The sequence below is a fragment of the Insolitispirillum peregrinum genome, from assembly GCF_900156605.1.
Classification (GTDB): domain Bacteria; phylum Pseudomonadota; class Alphaproteobacteria; order Rhodospirillales; family Rhodospirillaceae; genus Insolitispirillum; species Insolitispirillum peregrinum.
The window spans coordinates 646,578-660,958 of record NZ_FTOA01000003.1 but is presented as its reverse complement, the minus strand read 5'-3'; the positions used below and the strand labels follow the sequence as shown (position 1 = coordinate 660,958).

11 protein-coding genes and 1 tRNA gene are annotated in these 14,381 nt (G+C 61.5%); 5 read left to right on the top strand and 7 right to left on the bottom strand.

What is annotated here, in order from left to right:
* Positions 1-198: 198 nt before the first annotated feature.
* Positions 199-1,059, bottom strand: coding sequence for an MBL fold metallo-hydrolase (locus tag BW995_RS10755; protein ID WP_076400344.1), 861 nt, complete (start codon positions 1,057-1,059; stop codon positions 199-201).
* Between the two features lie 17 nt (positions 1,060-1,076).
* Positions 1,077-1,595: a sugar ABC transporter gene (locus tag BW995_RS10750; RefSeq protein ID WP_076400343.1), complete on the bottom strand. Its 519-nt coding sequence runs from the start codon at positions 1,593-1,595 to the stop codon at positions 1,077-1,079.
* Positions 1,596-1,719: 124 nt separating this feature from the next.
* Here BW995_RS10750 and BW995_RS10745 point away from each other — a divergent pair, with 124 nt between their 5' ends.
* Positions 1,720-2,634, top strand: coding sequence for a LysR substrate-binding domain-containing protein (locus BW995_RS10745; protein ID WP_076400342.1), 915 nt, complete (start codon positions 1,720-1,722; stop codon positions 2,632-2,634).
* Here BW995_RS10745 and lipB read toward each other — a convergent pair.
* Entirely contained in the window at positions 2,612-3,328 is a 717-nt protein-coding gene (lipB, locus tag BW995_RS10740; RefSeq protein WP_175617051.1) for a lipoyl(octanoyl) transferase LipB, read from the bottom strand. The two genes, BW995_RS10745 and lipB, sit on opposite strands and share 23 nt — an antisense overlap.
* A 169-nt stretch (positions 3,329-3,497) precedes the next feature.
* Here lipB and BW995_RS10735 point away from each other — a divergent pair.
* The 3 genes from BW995_RS10735 (at position 3,498) to BW995_RS10725 (ending at position 5,591) form a co-directional block, all read left to right on the top strand.
* Positions 3,498-3,584, top strand: a tRNA-Leu gene (locus BW995_RS10735).
* A 106-nt stretch (positions 3,585-3,690) separates the two neighbouring features.
* Positions 3,691-5,097, top strand: a complete 1,407-nt coding sequence (gene mgtE / locus BW995_RS10730) for a magnesium transporter (RefSeq protein ID WP_076400340.1) — start codon at positions 3,691-3,693, stop codon at positions 5,095-5,097.
* Between the two features lie 107 nt (positions 5,098-5,204).
* Positions 5,205-5,591 (top strand): MerR family transcriptional regulator, encoded by a 387-nt coding sequence (locus BW995_RS10725; RefSeq protein WP_076400339.1) that lies wholly within the window; start codon positions 5,205-5,207, stop codon positions 5,589-5,591.
* Positions 5,592-5,740: 149 nt separating this feature from the next.
* Here the strand turns inward: BW995_RS10725 and BW995_RS10720 are convergent, their stop codons facing one another.
* Positions 5,741-7,408, bottom strand: a complete 1,668-nt coding sequence (locus BW995_RS10720; RefSeq protein WP_076400338.1) for a methyl-accepting chemotaxis protein — start codon at positions 7,406-7,408, stop codon at positions 5,741-5,743.
* Between the two features lie 598 nt (positions 7,409-8,006).
* Entirely contained in the window at positions 8,007-9,674 is a 1,668-nt protein-coding gene (locus BW995_RS10715) for a methyl-accepting chemotaxis protein (RefSeq protein ID WP_076400337.1), read from the bottom strand.
* A gap of 455 nt (positions 9,675-10,129) precedes the next feature.
* On the opposite strand from BW995_RS10715, the gene BW995_RS10710 reads away from it, so the two are divergent.
* A complete protein-coding gene (locus tag BW995_RS10710; protein WP_245821391.1) occupies positions 10,130-11,467 on the top strand; it encodes a chloride channel protein in 1,338 nt (445 codons plus the stop codon).
* A 50-nt stretch (positions 11,468-11,517) separates the two neighbouring features.
* Here BW995_RS10710 and gcvPB read toward each other — a convergent pair whose 3' ends face one another.
* Complete coding sequence (gene gcvPB, locus BW995_RS10705; protein ID WP_076400336.1) at positions 11,518-13,029, bottom strand: aminomethyl-transferring glycine dehydrogenase subunit GcvPB; 1,512 nt, start codon at positions 13,027-13,029, stop codon at positions 11,518-11,520.
* Positions 13,026-14,381, bottom strand: a complete 1,356-nt coding sequence (gcvPA, locus tag BW995_RS10700) for an aminomethyl-transferring glycine dehydrogenase subunit GcvPA (protein ID WP_076400335.1) — start codon at positions 14,379-14,381, stop codon at positions 13,026-13,028. The genes gcvPB and gcvPA overlap by 4 nt, the downstream gene beginning before the upstream one ends.

Sequence of the window (14,381 nt, the reverse complement as noted above, 5' to 3'; positions counted from 1 at the left end):
TCACATCAGCGATTACGAATGTTATGTTATAACATCCATTCAGAGCGGACGTTATAACATAACAATACCTGCCTCTGGCAATCCCCCTTTTGCGCCAGAGTCTCGCTTAGAGCATTTTCAAGTTGATTGTTTACGGTCAACGGCTCGGAAAATGCGGCACGAAAAACGGAGAGCGCTTTCGCTCAGTGTGAAAACGCTCTAAGCGCAATCTTCCCGCAACCCGCCCTGATACTCCACGCTGTATCCGGCCCCTTCCCGCTGGATGTGCGCGAAACCGGCCTCCCCAAGGTGCATACCGGCAACCAGCAGCCTCTCGGCACTGACAAAATCCAGCAGCGTTTTCCGTGTCGCAGCGGCCAGACCTTGATCCTGATCGAAGGCAATCGATACTGCCGGACGCGGGATCTGGATGTGCGGGAAGTGGACCACATCCCCCCAGACCAACAGGCCCTCGCCACCATCATCAAGGCGATAGCCCATGTGCCCGGCGGTATGTCCGGGTAGCGGAACCGCCGTCAGGCCGGGCAGGACGTCACCACCATCAAACCAGCGTAAACGGTCGCGATAGCCATCGAACGCCCGCCGGGCCAGCAGGAAATTGCCGTGTGCCCGCTCGGGGGCGCGACTCAGGTTGCCGTCATCCTGCCAGAACGCCAGTTCCTGCTGGTGAACGATCAACTCGGCCTGCGGGAACACGGCGTTCCCCCCGGCATCCAGCACTCCGCCGATGTGATCCGGGTGAGCATGGGTCAGCACCACGGCGTCAATGTCGCCCGGCTGAACCCCGGCCAGAGCCAGATGCGTGACAAGCTGGCCTCCCCACTGCTTGAAACCACCGGCCCCGGCATCAATCAGGATCGTCTGCCCCCTGCCGCGCAGCAGATAGGCGTTGATATGGATGGCGGTATGGTCGGTGATCCCGGCCTTGTCCTGCATCTGCCTGGCATCCAGAGGGTCGATATCGGTGAGAATTTCGAACCCGGCATGCAGATAGCCATCGCTGATGGCGGTAATGGTTAAATCTCCAACCTGCTGGCTGGGAAACGGAGCAACGGACATGATCTTTCCTTCCGGCCTCACTGCGGGGTTAGTGGTGCGGTGATCGGTAGATAGACAGACACCCCGTCCGGGAGCTGCGTGCTCTCCGGCAGGGCTGCCCGTTCCCCCTTCGCCAGCCAGCGAAATCCCGGGCCGGTTGCCAGAGCAACAGCCCGCAGCGCCGCAGGCACCAGCCCCAATGCACGAAACGGTTCGGGGCCGATGGTGCTGGATGCCAGATAGTCACCATCCGCAATGGCGGGCGCGCGCTCGAGACCGCTGTACAGGCCCCGGTGCCAGTCGGTGATACAGGGCTGCCAGCGCGCAAAATTCCCGCCGCCCTTTTGGCGGTACTCGTCTCCGCTCAGCACCTCAGGGCCATCAATCGAATGCAGGGCGAGATAGACCGGGCAGCCCCGGCTCAGGGCCCGGAACCGCTGGGAGGTATGAAAACCACGCACCGACAACAGTGCAGGCAGCTTGTCCAGGCTGTAAAAATCGTTCCACTCGGCTTCGCTATCGGCGTCAGTAAAGGTGCATTCCACCGCATAGATCATCGTCTAACCCCTGTCTGTTATTGATCTTTAATCATGATAGACAGGGGTTTTCCGGCTATATATCGACATCTGATCATGCTTCAGTGATCTTTGCTCAAGATCATGCCCGCCAAGGAAGCCGCTGATGCGCCGCAAAATCCCCAGTCCCTCCGCCCTGCTGGCCTTCGAGGCCGCAGCCCGCCACGGCACCTTTGCCCGCGCTGCCGACGAACTGGCCCTGACCGAAGGCGCCATCAGCCGCCAGATCGGGCGACTGGAGGCGTTCCTTGGGGTGATGCTGTTTGAACGGGTCGGCAATCGGGTCCGGTTGCTGCCCAATGGGGCGCGTTATGCCGTGCAGGTTCGCGAGACCCTCGACCGGCTGGAGCGGGACAGCCAGTACCTGATGGGCCAGCCCAGCGACGGTGCCAGCCTCGACATTGCCACCCTGCCGACCTTTGCCAGCCGCTGGCTGATTCCCCGGCTGGCACGGTTTCATGCCCGGCATCCCAAGATCACCGTGCATCTTGCCGAGCGGATGGAGCCGTTTGTGCTGGCGGGGAGTGGCTTTGATGCGGCAATCCATTTCGAGCACCCCGCCTGGACCGGAATGCGCACCCATCGACTGCTGCATGAAACACTGGTGCCGGTGTGCCACCCGGCGCTGGTCGAACGGGGTGGATCACTGGATGAGCTGCCCCGCCTGCACCGTCGCCAGAACCCGGACGCCTGGCAGGACTATGCGCAGGAAAGCGGCATCGTGTTGAGCAATCCGGCGACCGGAGCGCGTTACGATCTCCATTCCATGCAAATCGCGGCAGCACTGGCGGGGCTGGGTGTTGCGCTGGTCCCCCGCCTGTACATCGAGTCCGAGCTGGCCGAGGGTCATCTGGTCGCGCCATGGCCTGCGGGCACGTCGATCGCCAAGACCTTTTGCCTCGTCCTGCCCGAGCCAATCCGCCTGAGTGACGGGCCGATCCAGATATTTGCCGACTGGCTGATCAGCGAAGCCCGTTCAGCCAGCCCATCACCCGACCTTACCGCGTCACCACGCAGCTAACCCCCTCGGGCAAACCACCCAGCCGCATCGGGCCGTCGGCCTGTTCGCCGAACACCTCGGGGAAGGTCGCCAGCAGGGCACTGTCCACCTCTTCCATCGTCACATGCAGGCCCAGATCCCACAGGCTGGTGACGCCATGCTGGCTGATGCCGCACGGCACGATGCCCTGAAAGTGGCTGAGGTCCGGTTCAACGTTCAGCGAAAAGCCGTGGAAGGTCACCCAGCGCCGCACCCGCACGCCGATGGCGGCAATCTTGTCTTCCCGCCCCATGCCACGGGCAACCCAGATGCCGACCCGGTCGCTGCGGCGCTCACCCTTGACGTTGAAGCGGTCCAGCGCCTTGATCAGCCACTCTTCCAGCGCATGAACATAACAGCGGATATCCGGCGTGCGCCGTTTGAGGTCCAGCATCAGATAGCCAACCCGCTGGCCCGGCCCGTGATAGGTATATTGCCCGCCCCGCCCGGCGTCATAGACCGGGAAGCGTTCCGGGGCCAACAGGTCTTCACTGCGGGCGCTGGTGCCTGCGGTGTACAGGGGGGGATGTTCCAGCAGCCAGACCAGTTCATCGGCCTGCTGGTCGCGGATCTGCAACACCCGCTGTTCCATCCCGGCCAGCGAAACGGGATAGTCGATCAGCGCGTCACTGATCCGCCATTGCGGGGCCGGCCACTGCGGAGTTGAGAACACCATCATTTTCCTCTTGATCACCAACCCCCAGAGTGCTAAGACACCGCTCCCCGGAAGGCAAGGGGGCCGATAAAAAAATATATTGGCCTTTCTGAAAATTCGGGCTTGGCATTCGGCAAATCTTCGGTTAGAAGAAGCGCCAGCCGAAAAATGGTAACGTTTTTAATTTCATGCGGTCGTGGCGGAATTGGTAGACGCGCAGCGTTGAGGTCGCTGTCCGGTAACACGGGTGGAAGTTCGAGTCTTCTCGACCGCACCAAATTAAAAATGAAGCCGATGTGAAAAAGGTTCGCTGGTCAAACAGCGGACCTTTTTTGTTGCTCTCATACAAAGCAGCGTGCTGTTGCCCTGACAGGAGGTCCCCCATGACCGACTCCTTCAGCCAAAAGCCCATTCGTAAGGAAATCCCCGCCAGCGTGCCGGGAGACGAAGGCTTCGATCTGAACCCCGACTTCATCGACGAAATCCTGACCGCCCTTGACGAACAGCAGACAGAGCATGTGCTGGAGCAGGTGATCGGGCTGCATTACGCCGATGCCGCCGTTCTGATTGAACGGCTGCCATCCGAACAGCGCAACCATCTGCTCAAAATCCTGCAACCGTCGTTCAATCCCGAGATTCTCCCCGAGCTGGATGCCGCCATCCGCGAGGAAGTGCTGGAGCTGTTCGGCTATGCCGACTTTGCCGCGCTGGTGGCGGTGCTCGATTCCGACGATGCGGTCTATCTGATAGACATGCTCGACAGCGAAGAACGCGACAAGGTGATGGCCCGCCTGCCCGCCGAAGAACGGCAGGTGATCGAACAGGCGCTGGCCTTCCCCGACTATTCCGCCGGGCGCATCATGCAGCGCGAACTGGTGGCCGTTCCCGGATACTGGACCGTCGGCGAGGCGGTGGACTATCTGCGCACCGCCGCCAACATGCCCGATGACTTCCACGCCCTGTTCGTGGTCGATCCGCGCCACCGCCCGCTGGGAACGGTACGCCTGTCGGCCTTGCTGAAGGTCCGCCGCACGGTGCTGTTGCGCGACCTCATGAGCACCGAAATGAAGGTGATCCCCACCGCCATGGATCAGGAAGACATCGCCCTGCTGTTCCGCCAGCGCGACCTGCTGGCGGCTCCGGTGGTCGATGCTTCGGGCCGTCTGGTCGGCTGCATCACCGTCGATGACGTGGTGGACGTGATCGACGAAGAAGCCGAAGATGACATGCTGCGTCTGGCCGGTCTGTCGGAAACCAGCCTCTATTCGGCGGCGATGGATACCGCCAGAAGCCGCTTTACCTGGCTGGTGGTCAATCTGGGAACCGCCGTGCTGGCCTCGCTGGTGATCGGCATGTTTGAAGCCACCATCGAGAAAATCGTTGCCCTCGCCGTCCTGATGCCGATTGTCGCCTCGATGGGGGGCAATGCCGGAACCCAGACCCTGACCGTGGCCGTGCGCGGGTTGGCGATGAAGGATCTGGTGCCGGAAAATGCCCGCCGGGTGCTGTGGAAAGAGGTGCTGGTCGGCCTGCTGAATGGGCTGGCCTTTGCGGTGATGGTCGGACTGGTGGCCTGGCTGTGGTTTGACGATGGTCGCCTGGGGGTGGTGATTGCCGCCGCAATGGTGATCAATATGGTCTGTGCCGGACTGTTCGGAATTGCCATTCCGTTGGTGCTGGAACGGTTCAAGGTTGACCCGGCGGTGTCCTCGACGGTGTTCCTGACCACCGTTACCGATGTGGTCGGCTTTTTCTCGTTCCTCGGGCTGGCTTCGCTGTTCCTGCTGTAAACACAGAAGAAACGATACTCTGGACATCACTTTCCGTTTACGTAAACTGGAGCAAGGGAAACTCATCCAGAGCGGTACGCTCTCAAACAATCATAATGGAAACGGCGATGAACGGCGAACAGACCTATGGCATTTCAGACCTGGCGCACGAATTCGGCATTACCGCCCGTGCGATACGGTTTTACGAGGACAAGGGCCTGATTGCGCCGGTGCGTGACGGCCAGCGGCGCATCTTTTCGCCGCGCGACCGGGTTCGCCTGAAGCTGATCCTGCGTGGCAAGCGGCTGGGATTTTCCCTGCGCGAGATTCAGGAAATCCTTGATCTGTACGATGCAGAACCGGGCGAAGCCGGGCAGTTGGCCCATCTGCTGGCCAAGTTCGGCGAGCGACGCGAAAGCCTGATCCGCCAGCGCGAGGACATCGACCTGACGTTACAGGAAATCGACCGCCTCGAAGACCAGTGCCGCGACCTGCTGACCACCGGCGACGACTAGAGCATTTTCAAGTTGACCGTCTCCGGTCAACGGCTCGGAAAATGCGGCCCTAAAAGGGAAGAGCGTTTTCGCTCGGTGTGAAAACGCTCTAAACAGCATGGCAACAGGGGGCGGGACACAATGCCCCGCCCCCCCCGTCATCTCACCGTTTATGCTGCCCGCACATCACGCAGGAAGGCCGTCACGATGCTCTTCAGGTGATCGGCCTCGGCGGACAGCGATGCTGCCGACCCCAGTACCTGCTGTGATGCCGCGCCGGTCATCGCCGCCGCATCACTCACCCCGCTGATGCTGGCCGACACCAGCGACGTTCCTTCGGCAGCCTGCTGAACATTGTTGGCGATTTCCGCCGTTGCCGCTGACTGCTGTTCGACGGCGGCGGCAATCGCCCCGGAAATGCTGCTGATTTCGGCAATCCGCTGCACAATCTGGGCAATGGCTCCGACCACGTTCTGGGTCTGGCTTTGCACCTGCCCGATCTGGTTGCCGATTTCTTCGGTGGCCTTGGCGGTCTGGTTGGCGAGGTTCTTGACCTCGTTGGCCACCACCGAGAATCCCTTTCCAGCATCCCCGGCCCGCGCCGCCTCGATGGTGGCATTCAGGGCCAGCAGGTTGGTCTGGTTGGCGATGTCACTGATCAGGCTGACCACATCGCCAATGCGGGCAGCGGTTTCCGACAAGTGTTGCACTGTCTGGTTGGTCCGCCCTGCGTCAGCCGAGGCATGGTTGGCGATCAGGCTGGCTTCGTTGACCTGACGGGCGATCTCACGGATGGATGCCGACAGTTCTTCCGCCGCCGAGGCAACCGTCTGCACCGCACTGGCCGCTTCTTCGGTGGCGGCAGCGACGGTGGTGGCCTGCTGGTTGCTTTGCTCGGCTCCGCTGGCCATGGTGGTGGCGGTGGCCTCCAGCTCCACGCTGGCGTCGCTGACAATCCCCAGCACCCCGCTGACCGTGGTATCAAAGGTCTGCGTCAGGTCGGCAATCAGGCGGGCCCGCTGTTCCCGTTGGGCCACCTCTTCCTTTTCCCGCTGTTCCTGCGCCCGACGTTCGATGAGTGCCGTTTTGAACACCTCAACCGTCCGCGCCATATCGCCAATTTCGTCCTGCCGCTCCTGCGACGGGATATCAACCGACAGGTCGCGTTTGGCCAGCCGTTGCATCACCTGCGTCAGGGCATCCAGCGGCCTGACAATATAGTGGCTGGCAATCCACAGCGACAGCACCACACCCGCCAGCAAGCCAACACCGACCACCACCAGCGAGGTGGTGATGATCCGGTCAGTCTGGTCGGTCAAAAAACCTGACACCCGGTCGGTTCCACTCTCGATGGCTTCCCGAACCGTACGCTGATGGGTGGTCAGCGCGGCCAGCGCAGGGTCACAGGACCCCTGCAACGATGCCAGCAGCGCCGCCGGAGACGAGGCGGCAAGGGCCGAACGGCAGGCGGCAAAGACCCCTTGTGCATCAATGGCCACCTCGTCAACCCGCGAGGCAAAATCAGGTGTCTGGGCCTTGATGGCGTCCAGATGCTGGAAATACCCCGCCTGTGCCTGATCAAGCTGCTGCCGCAACTCGTTTCTTTTGGCCTCGCCGTTTTCCACGGCCAACACATAGGCCGTCGTGCGATAGGACAGCAGCGCCTGATTGGCCCGCACACTGCTCAGCGCCGATTTGGCTTCATGGTCAAGCATCTGGCTATAGGCTGTATCAATCGAGCGCATGGACACGGTTGCATAGATGCCCCCGCCGATGGTGATCAAACCCATCACCACGACCACCAGAATGATTTTGAATTTGATATTCAGGTTTTTCATGTCCGCTTTCCGCTCTTTCACCAGCGGGCTTTCCGATCGGGCCGGATCGGGAGCCTTTCCGGGATGGTAGAGGTTCACACCGTTTCGAGCAGACGGAGAGAATTCAGCCTGCCCTTGGTGGTACGCTTCCCTGACAAAAATGGATCACTTTCATCAACAAAAAAGATCACCTGCCAAGGATATCCTCTACAGAGATAAGGAAAAATTCTTTTTCTGGAAGGGCTTAATGATGTTTAATTCTGCCGGTGTGCTTGTGAAAAAGTCTAAACCTTTATATAACCATCAAATTACAATGGTATCTTGTCATCAGATTTCATGGAGTGCTGCTCCACACCTCGCCGGAGCCTTGAGGCCCCGGACCCCATTGATTTGATAGCCCAGGAAAAAATGGGGGCTCGAGGCATCAGGCGGTTCCAGGCGGCAGCCTGCACTTTCTTGCCAACTGTCGTGTACGGTGGTCACGCTTAAGGATAAAATTCATAATATATTGATATATCAAAGTTATTTTGTGTAAACCAGTGCCGCAAGGCGATCCTCGGCTGGACACGAACTGACGGGGGAGGCCCACACCAGCCTCCCCCGCCCGTCACACAGATGCCTATGCCGCCCGCACATCGCGCAGGAAGGCCGTCACGATGGTCTTCAGGTGATCGGCTTCGGCAGACAGCGACGCCGCCGACCCCAGAACCTGCTGTGATGCCACACCAGTCATCGCCGCCGCATCGCTGACACCGCTGATGCTGGCCGACACCAGTGTCGTTCCTTCAGCGGCCTGCTGAACATTGCTGGCGATTTCCGCCGTTGCTGCCGACTGCTGTTCGACGGCAGCGGCAATCGCCCCGGAAATGCTGCTGATTTCAGTGATGCGTCGCACAATCTGGGCAATGGCCCCGACCACGTTCTGGGTCTGGGTTTGCACCTGCCCGATCTGGCTGCCGATTTCTTCGGTGGCCTTCGCGGTCTGGCTGGCGAGGTTTTTCACCTCGTTGGCCACCACCGAAAATCCCTTGCCAGCATCCCCGGCCCGCGCCGCCTCGATGGTCGCATTCAGCGCCAGCAGGTTGGTCTGGTTGGCGATGTCACTGATCAGACTGACCACATCACCAATGCGTGCTGCCGTCCCCGCCAGTTCCTGCACCGTCCGGTTGGTGCGCTCTGCATCCTCGGATGCATGACCGGCAGCCAGACTGGCCTCGCTGACCTGACGGCCAATCTCGCGGATTGATGCCGTCAACTCTTCGGCGGCGGCGGCAACCGTTTGCACTGCACTGGCCGCGGCTTCGGTAGCGGTCGCCGCGGTGGCGGCCTGCCGATTGCTCTGCTCGGCCCCGTTGGCCATGGAGGCAGCGGTTGCCTCCAGCTCGGTGCTGGCACTGCTGACCACCTCCAGAACACCGGTGACCGTCGCATCAAAGGTTTGCGTCAGATTGGCAATCACCCGACTGCGCTGTTCCCGCTGGGCCACATCGGCCTTTTCCCGCTGTTCCTGCGCCATCTGCTCGATGATCGCAGCCTTGAAAACCTCGACCGTCTGCGCCATGTCACCGATTTCGTCGGTCTGCCCCCGCGACGGAACGTCAACCGACACGTCGCGCGAGGACAACCGCTGCATGACCAGCGTCAAGGCATGCATGGGACCGACGATATAGCGGCTCGAAATCCACAGCGACACCCCCACACCGCACAGCAGCCCGACAGCAACCACCCCCACGATTGTGATGATGATCTGGTTGGTCTGCGCGGTCAAAGAGTCAGACAGCCGAGTACTGTCAGCATTGACCAGATCACGGAGGATCTCCTGCTTGCCGAGCACGCTGTCGATACCGGGATCACACGTCTCACGCAACGAGGTGCCGATCGCGTCAGCAGATGCGGCGGACAAGGCGGTCTGACAGCCCGCAAAAACCCGCTGGGCTTCCAGAGCGATCTCGTCAACCCGTACACCATAGGCAGGGGTCAGCGTCTTGACCGTCCCCAGATGGGTAAAATAAGCCTCCTTGACCTTCCCGAGCCGTGACTGCAGCTCCGCCTTCCGGGCACCATCGGTTTCCAGTGCCAGTGCATAGGTGTTGGCACGATAGTCCATCAGGTAGCGATTGGCCCGCACGCTGCTGACCATCGATTGCGCTTCATGATCAAACATCATGCTGTACGAGTCATCAATCGAGCGCATCGAGACGGAGGCATAGATCACGCCGCCAATGGTGACCAGCCCCATCAGCATGACGACCAGAATGATTTTAAACTTGATTTTCAGATTGTTCATGTTTTCCGCCCAAGACCAGCATCGAGAACATTTCCTGATCCGCCGCATGGTTCGTTACCACGGGTACGCCCGCGAGTCAGAACATGCACGGTCTCAAGATGGCACGACCAGCCATCCCACTACTAACGTTGTTTTCCTCAAGAAAATCAACGCACCGCCGCCCAAGAATGACTTTGTTTGATGAGAATTTTATTCACTCACACACAATATGCACATATATTCCAACAATAATCAATACCACGCCCCAATTAATTCCACATGCAGGTGGGTAAAACAGGGGGATTCACTCCAAAAAATATTCATAAAAAAATACAGACTATTCATACCATTCAATCTCGATGGTTAAGTTAGTTTAACATCCCGACTCAACAGGTTGTTCATCCTGCCAAAAGGGCCTATCCCTGAGGAAACAGACAAACATCCCCATACCTGATATCCGATAAGGAGAATCGGTCGTGTCGCACCGCTTACGCCGCCTGTGGCAGCATCCGCGCTACTCCATGCAGGTCTGGCTGCATCGCCTGCTATTCTGGGCAGGCGCGGTGATGGTCGCCGTCGCGGCGGTCAGCTTTGAATGGCTGAGTTCCCATGGCAGCGCCCTGTTCAAGCTGGCCCTGTCGTGGAGCCCCCTGCTGGCGCTGATCATCACCCCCGCAGGGTTTGTGCTGGTGCTGTGGCTGACACGCCGCGTCTTCCCCGGCGCACAGGGCAGCGGCATTCCCCAGACCATCGCGGCGACCAAGCTGGCCCACGCCGAAGACCGCAATGCCGTACTGTCGCTGCGGATTGCCGTCGGTAAAGTGGTGCTGACCACCATTGGCCTGTGCGCCGGAGCCTCCATCGGGCGCGAAGGCCCGACAGTGCAGGTGGGGGCGGCCATCATGCACACGCTGGGCCGCTGGGTACGCATTCCAATTCAGGGGATCGAGCGCACGCTGATTCTGGCCGGAGGCGCTGCCGGAGTGGCGGCGGCCTTCAACACCCCGCTGGCCGGAGTGGTGTTTGCCATCGAAGAACTGTCGCGCTCGTTCGAGGAACGCACCAGCGGTACGGTGCTGACCACGGTGATCATCGCCGGGATCACCGCCATCGCCCTGATGGGCAACTACACCTATTTCGGTCACACCAGCGCCACCCTCGAGCTGGCGACGGCGTGGAAACCGGTGCTGATCTGCGGCATTGGCGGCGGAGTGATCGGCGGGGCCTTTACCCGTGTGCTGCTGGCCTTTGCCCGTGGATTGCCGGGGCTGATGGGCGGAGCGATCAAGACCCACCCTTACGCCTTTGCCGGTTTGTGTGGGCTGGGGGTGGCCCTGCTGGGGCTGATTTCCGGCAACAGCATCTATGGCACCGGCTATGAGGAAGCCCGCAGCATCCTCGAAGGCACCAGCACCTTGCCCGGTGGCTTTGGGGTGCTGAAAATGCTGGCCTCGGCCCTGTCTTATATCAGCGGTATTCCCGGTGGCATCTTTGCCCCGTCGCTGTCGATCGGGGCCGGTCTGGGCGGCAGCCTGGCCCCCTATCTGCCCGCTGTCCCGCTGGGAGCACTGGCCATTCTGGGGATGGTCGGCTATTTCACCGGCGTGGTGCAGGCCCCGATTACCGCGGTGGTGATCGTGATGGAAATGACCGATGGTCAGGCCCTGACCCTGCCGTTGCTGGCCACTGCCATGCTGGCCTTTGGGGCATCACGGCTGGTGAATACCCAGCCGATGTACCGCACACTTGCCCAGTCGTTTCTTGGGGCCCAGTCGGCTCCTGCACCGGAAGAGAAAACACCCGGGCAAAAGTAAACTTCTCCCGATCTGGCCCGGAAACAAACCGGACCAGACCGGGGCGGTAATTACTCTACCGAAGGCGTCCAGCGCAACACCGGCCGCCGGGCGGCGGCGGTTTCGTCCAGACGGCGGCGCGGGGTCAGGCGCGGCGCCTGCTGGAAGGCTTCGGCATCCCCGGCTTTGGCCCGCTCGGCCAGCCCCAGCACCGCCTCGATGAAGGCATCGAGCGATTCCCGTGATTCCGTCTCGGTCGGCTCCATCAGCAAGGCGCCATGGACCACCAGCGGGAAGTACATGGTCATCGGATGGAATCCCTCGTCGATCATCGCCTTGGCGAAGTCGAGGGTGGTAACGCCGGTATCCTTCAGAAAGCGGTCATCAAACAGCGCCTCGTGCATCACCGGCCCGTCAAAGGACGGCGACAAGGCGGCGGACAGGCGGGCCAGCAGGTAATTGGCATTCAGCACCGCATCGCCCGAAGCCTGAAACAGACCATCGCGGCCCATCGCCATCATGTAGGACAGGGCACGCACGAACACCCCGAACTGGCCATGATAGCCCTTCATGCGGCCAAACGGCTGTTGTCCGCTGGCCGTGGCCTCCAGCACCTGCTCGACCAGATGGAACGACCCATCGGCCTGTTCGACCACATAGGGCACCGGCGCATAGGGAGCCAGCGCCGCCGACAGAACGGTCGGCCCCGACCCCGGACCACCACCGCCATGGGGGGTCGAGAAGGTCTTGTGCAGATTGATGTGCATCGCATCAACCCCCAGATCGGCAACCCGCACCCGCCCGACGATGGCGTTGTAATTGGCTCCGTCCATATAGACATAGGCCCCGGCATCGTGGACCGCCTGCGAGATTTCGATGATGTCGCGTTCAAACAGGCCACAGGTGTTCGGGTTGGTGACCATGAACGCCGCCACATCCGGCCCCAGCCGGGCTTTCAGCGCCGCCATGTCCACCCGGCCATCGGCGGTGGCCGGGATGCTTTCGACCTCGAAACCGACCAGCGCCGCCGTCGCCGGGTTGGTACCGTGGGCACTTTCCGGGCACAGGACCTTGGTCCGCGTCTCGCCGCGAGCCTCCAGCGCCGCCCGGATCGCCATCACCCCGCACAGCTCGCCATGGGCCCCGGCCGCCGGCGACAAGGCCACCGCTGGCATCCCGGTGAGGGTCTTCAGCCAGTGCGCCAACTGGTGCATCAGCTTCAGCGCCCCCTGCACGGTGCTCTCCGGCTGGAACGGGTGGATGTCGGCCAGCCCCGGCAGGCGGGCCATCTTTTCGTTCAGGCGCGGGTTGTGCTTCATGGTACACGACCCCAGCGGATAAAAGCCGGTGTCAATGCCGTAATTCTTTTGCGACAGGCGGGTGTAGTGGCGGACCACCTGCGGCTCGGACAATCCCGGCAGGCCAATGGCCCCGCGCCGACGCAGGCCGCCCAGCCGGTCGAGGTACGGTTCAACGGCGGGCAGATCGACGGCGGTGCGGCCCGGCTGATCCTGTTCAAAAATCAGCTTTTCTTCGACCTGCAAACCACGGTTGCCGGTCAGTGTTGTCACAGACGTGCTCATGCCAGGATCTCCGTCAGGGCCGCCACCAGAGCCGCCACCTGTTCATCGCTGTTCATCTCGGTCACCGTCACCAGCAGAACCTCGGCCAGTTCGGGATAGGTCGGGAAGAAGCGCGAGGCCGGAACGCCGCCCAGAATGCCACGGGCGGCCAGCGCCTCGACCACCTGCTCGGCGGGCTTGGGCAGGCTGAGGGCAAATTCGTTGAAGAAGGTTTGCGACAGCACCCGCACGCCCTTGACCTTGCCCAGCGCATCGGCGGCGGCACAGGCGCGGGCATGGTTCAATTCAGCCAGCCCGGTAAAGCCCGCCTCGCCCAGCAAGGTCATGTGGATGGTGAAGGCCAGCGCGATCAGCCCCGAGTTGGTGCAGATGTTGGAGGTGGCCTTTTCCCGCCGGATATGCTGTTCGCGGGTGGACAGGGTCAGCACCCAGCCGCGCCGCCCGTCGACATCCACCGTTTCGCCACACAGGCGGCCCGGCATCTGGCGCACATACTTGCTGCGGGTGGCAAACAGGCCAACCCCCGGCCCGCCAAAGCCCGGCGGGGTGGCGAGGCTCTGGCCTTCGGCGACCACGATATCGGCCCCCATCTCCCCCGGCGAGGTCACCAGCCCCAACGACAGTGGCTCGGTGGTGGCGACCACCAGCAGGGCACCATATTCATGGGCGGCCTCGGCCAGCGTGGTGTAATCCTTCAGCGACCCAAAGAAGCCCGGCGTCTGCACGATCACGCAGGCCAGATCATCGTCCAGCCGCCCCAACAGGTCTTCCAGACCGAACACGTCGGGCGACAGGACCTCGACCTCGCAGTCGGTATAGCGCAGGAAGGTGGAGGTGGTTTCGGCAAAGTGCGGATGCACACTGCCCGAGACCAGCACCTTTTTGCGTTTGGTGACGCGACAGGCCATGGCGGCGGCTTCGGCGCAGGCGGTGGCACCGTCGTACATCGAGGCGTTGGCCACCTCCATGCCGGTGATCATCGCCACTTGCGTCTGGAATTCAAACAGCGCCTGCAAGGTGCCCTGACTGACTTCCGGCTGATAGGGGGTATAAGCGGTGAGGAACTCGCCGCGCTGGATCAGATAATCCAGAGACGCCGGGGTGTGGTGGCGATAGGCTCCGGCCCCCAGAAAGCTGGGCGCGGTGGCCGCACTCAGGTTCTGCCCGGCCAGTGCCGACAAGGCCTGTTCGATTTCCCATTCGCCCTGATGGTCAGGCAGATCAAAGGCTGCCGCCGGGTCTTGAATACGGGCCGAGGCCGGAAGATCCCGGAACAGATCTTCAACAGTCTCCACGCCGATGGCAGCCAGCATCGCCCGCCGGTCGTCGGCGGTCAGTGGCAGATAGCGCAT

Bases quoted from the DNA above. Each gene is read 5' to 3' on its own strand.
- BW995_RS10755 (WP_076400344.1), bottom strand. From the start codon at position 1,059: ATGTCCGTTGCTCCGTTTCCCAGCCAGCAGGTTGGAGATTTAACCATT.
- BW995_RS10750 (WP_076400343.1), bottom strand. From the start codon at position 1,595: ATGATCTATGCGGTGGAATGCACCTTTACTGACGCCGATAGCGAAGCC.
- BW995_RS10745 (WP_076400342.1), top strand. From the start codon at position 1,720: ATGCGCCGCAAAATCCCCAGTCCCTCCGCCCTGCTGGCCTTCGAGGCC.
- lipB (WP_175617051.1), bottom strand. From the start codon at position 3,328: ATGGTGTTCTCAACTCCGCAGTGGCCGGCCCCGCAATGGCGGATCAGT.
- mgtE (WP_076400340.1), top strand. From the start codon at position 3,691: ATGACCGACTCCTTCAGCCAAAAGCCCATTCGTAAGGAAATCCCCGCC.
- BW995_RS10725 (WP_076400339.1), top strand. From the start codon at position 5,205: ATGAACGGCGAACAGACCTATGGCATTTCAGACCTGGCGCACGAATTC.
- BW995_RS10720 (WP_076400338.1), bottom strand. From the start codon at position 7,408: ATGAAAAACCTGAATATCAAATTCAAAATCATTCTGGTGGTCGTGGTG.
- BW995_RS10715 (WP_076400337.1), bottom strand. From the start codon at position 9,674: ATGAACAATCTGAAAATCAAGTTTAAAATCATTCTGGTCGTCATGCTG.
- gcvPB (WP_076400336.1), bottom strand. From the start codon at position 13,029: ATGAGCACGTCTGTGACAACACTGACCGGCAACCGTGGTTTGCAGGTC.
- gcvPA (WP_076400335.1), bottom strand. From the start codon at position 14,381: ATGCGCTATCTGCCACTGACCGCCGACGACCGGCGGGCGATGCTGGCT.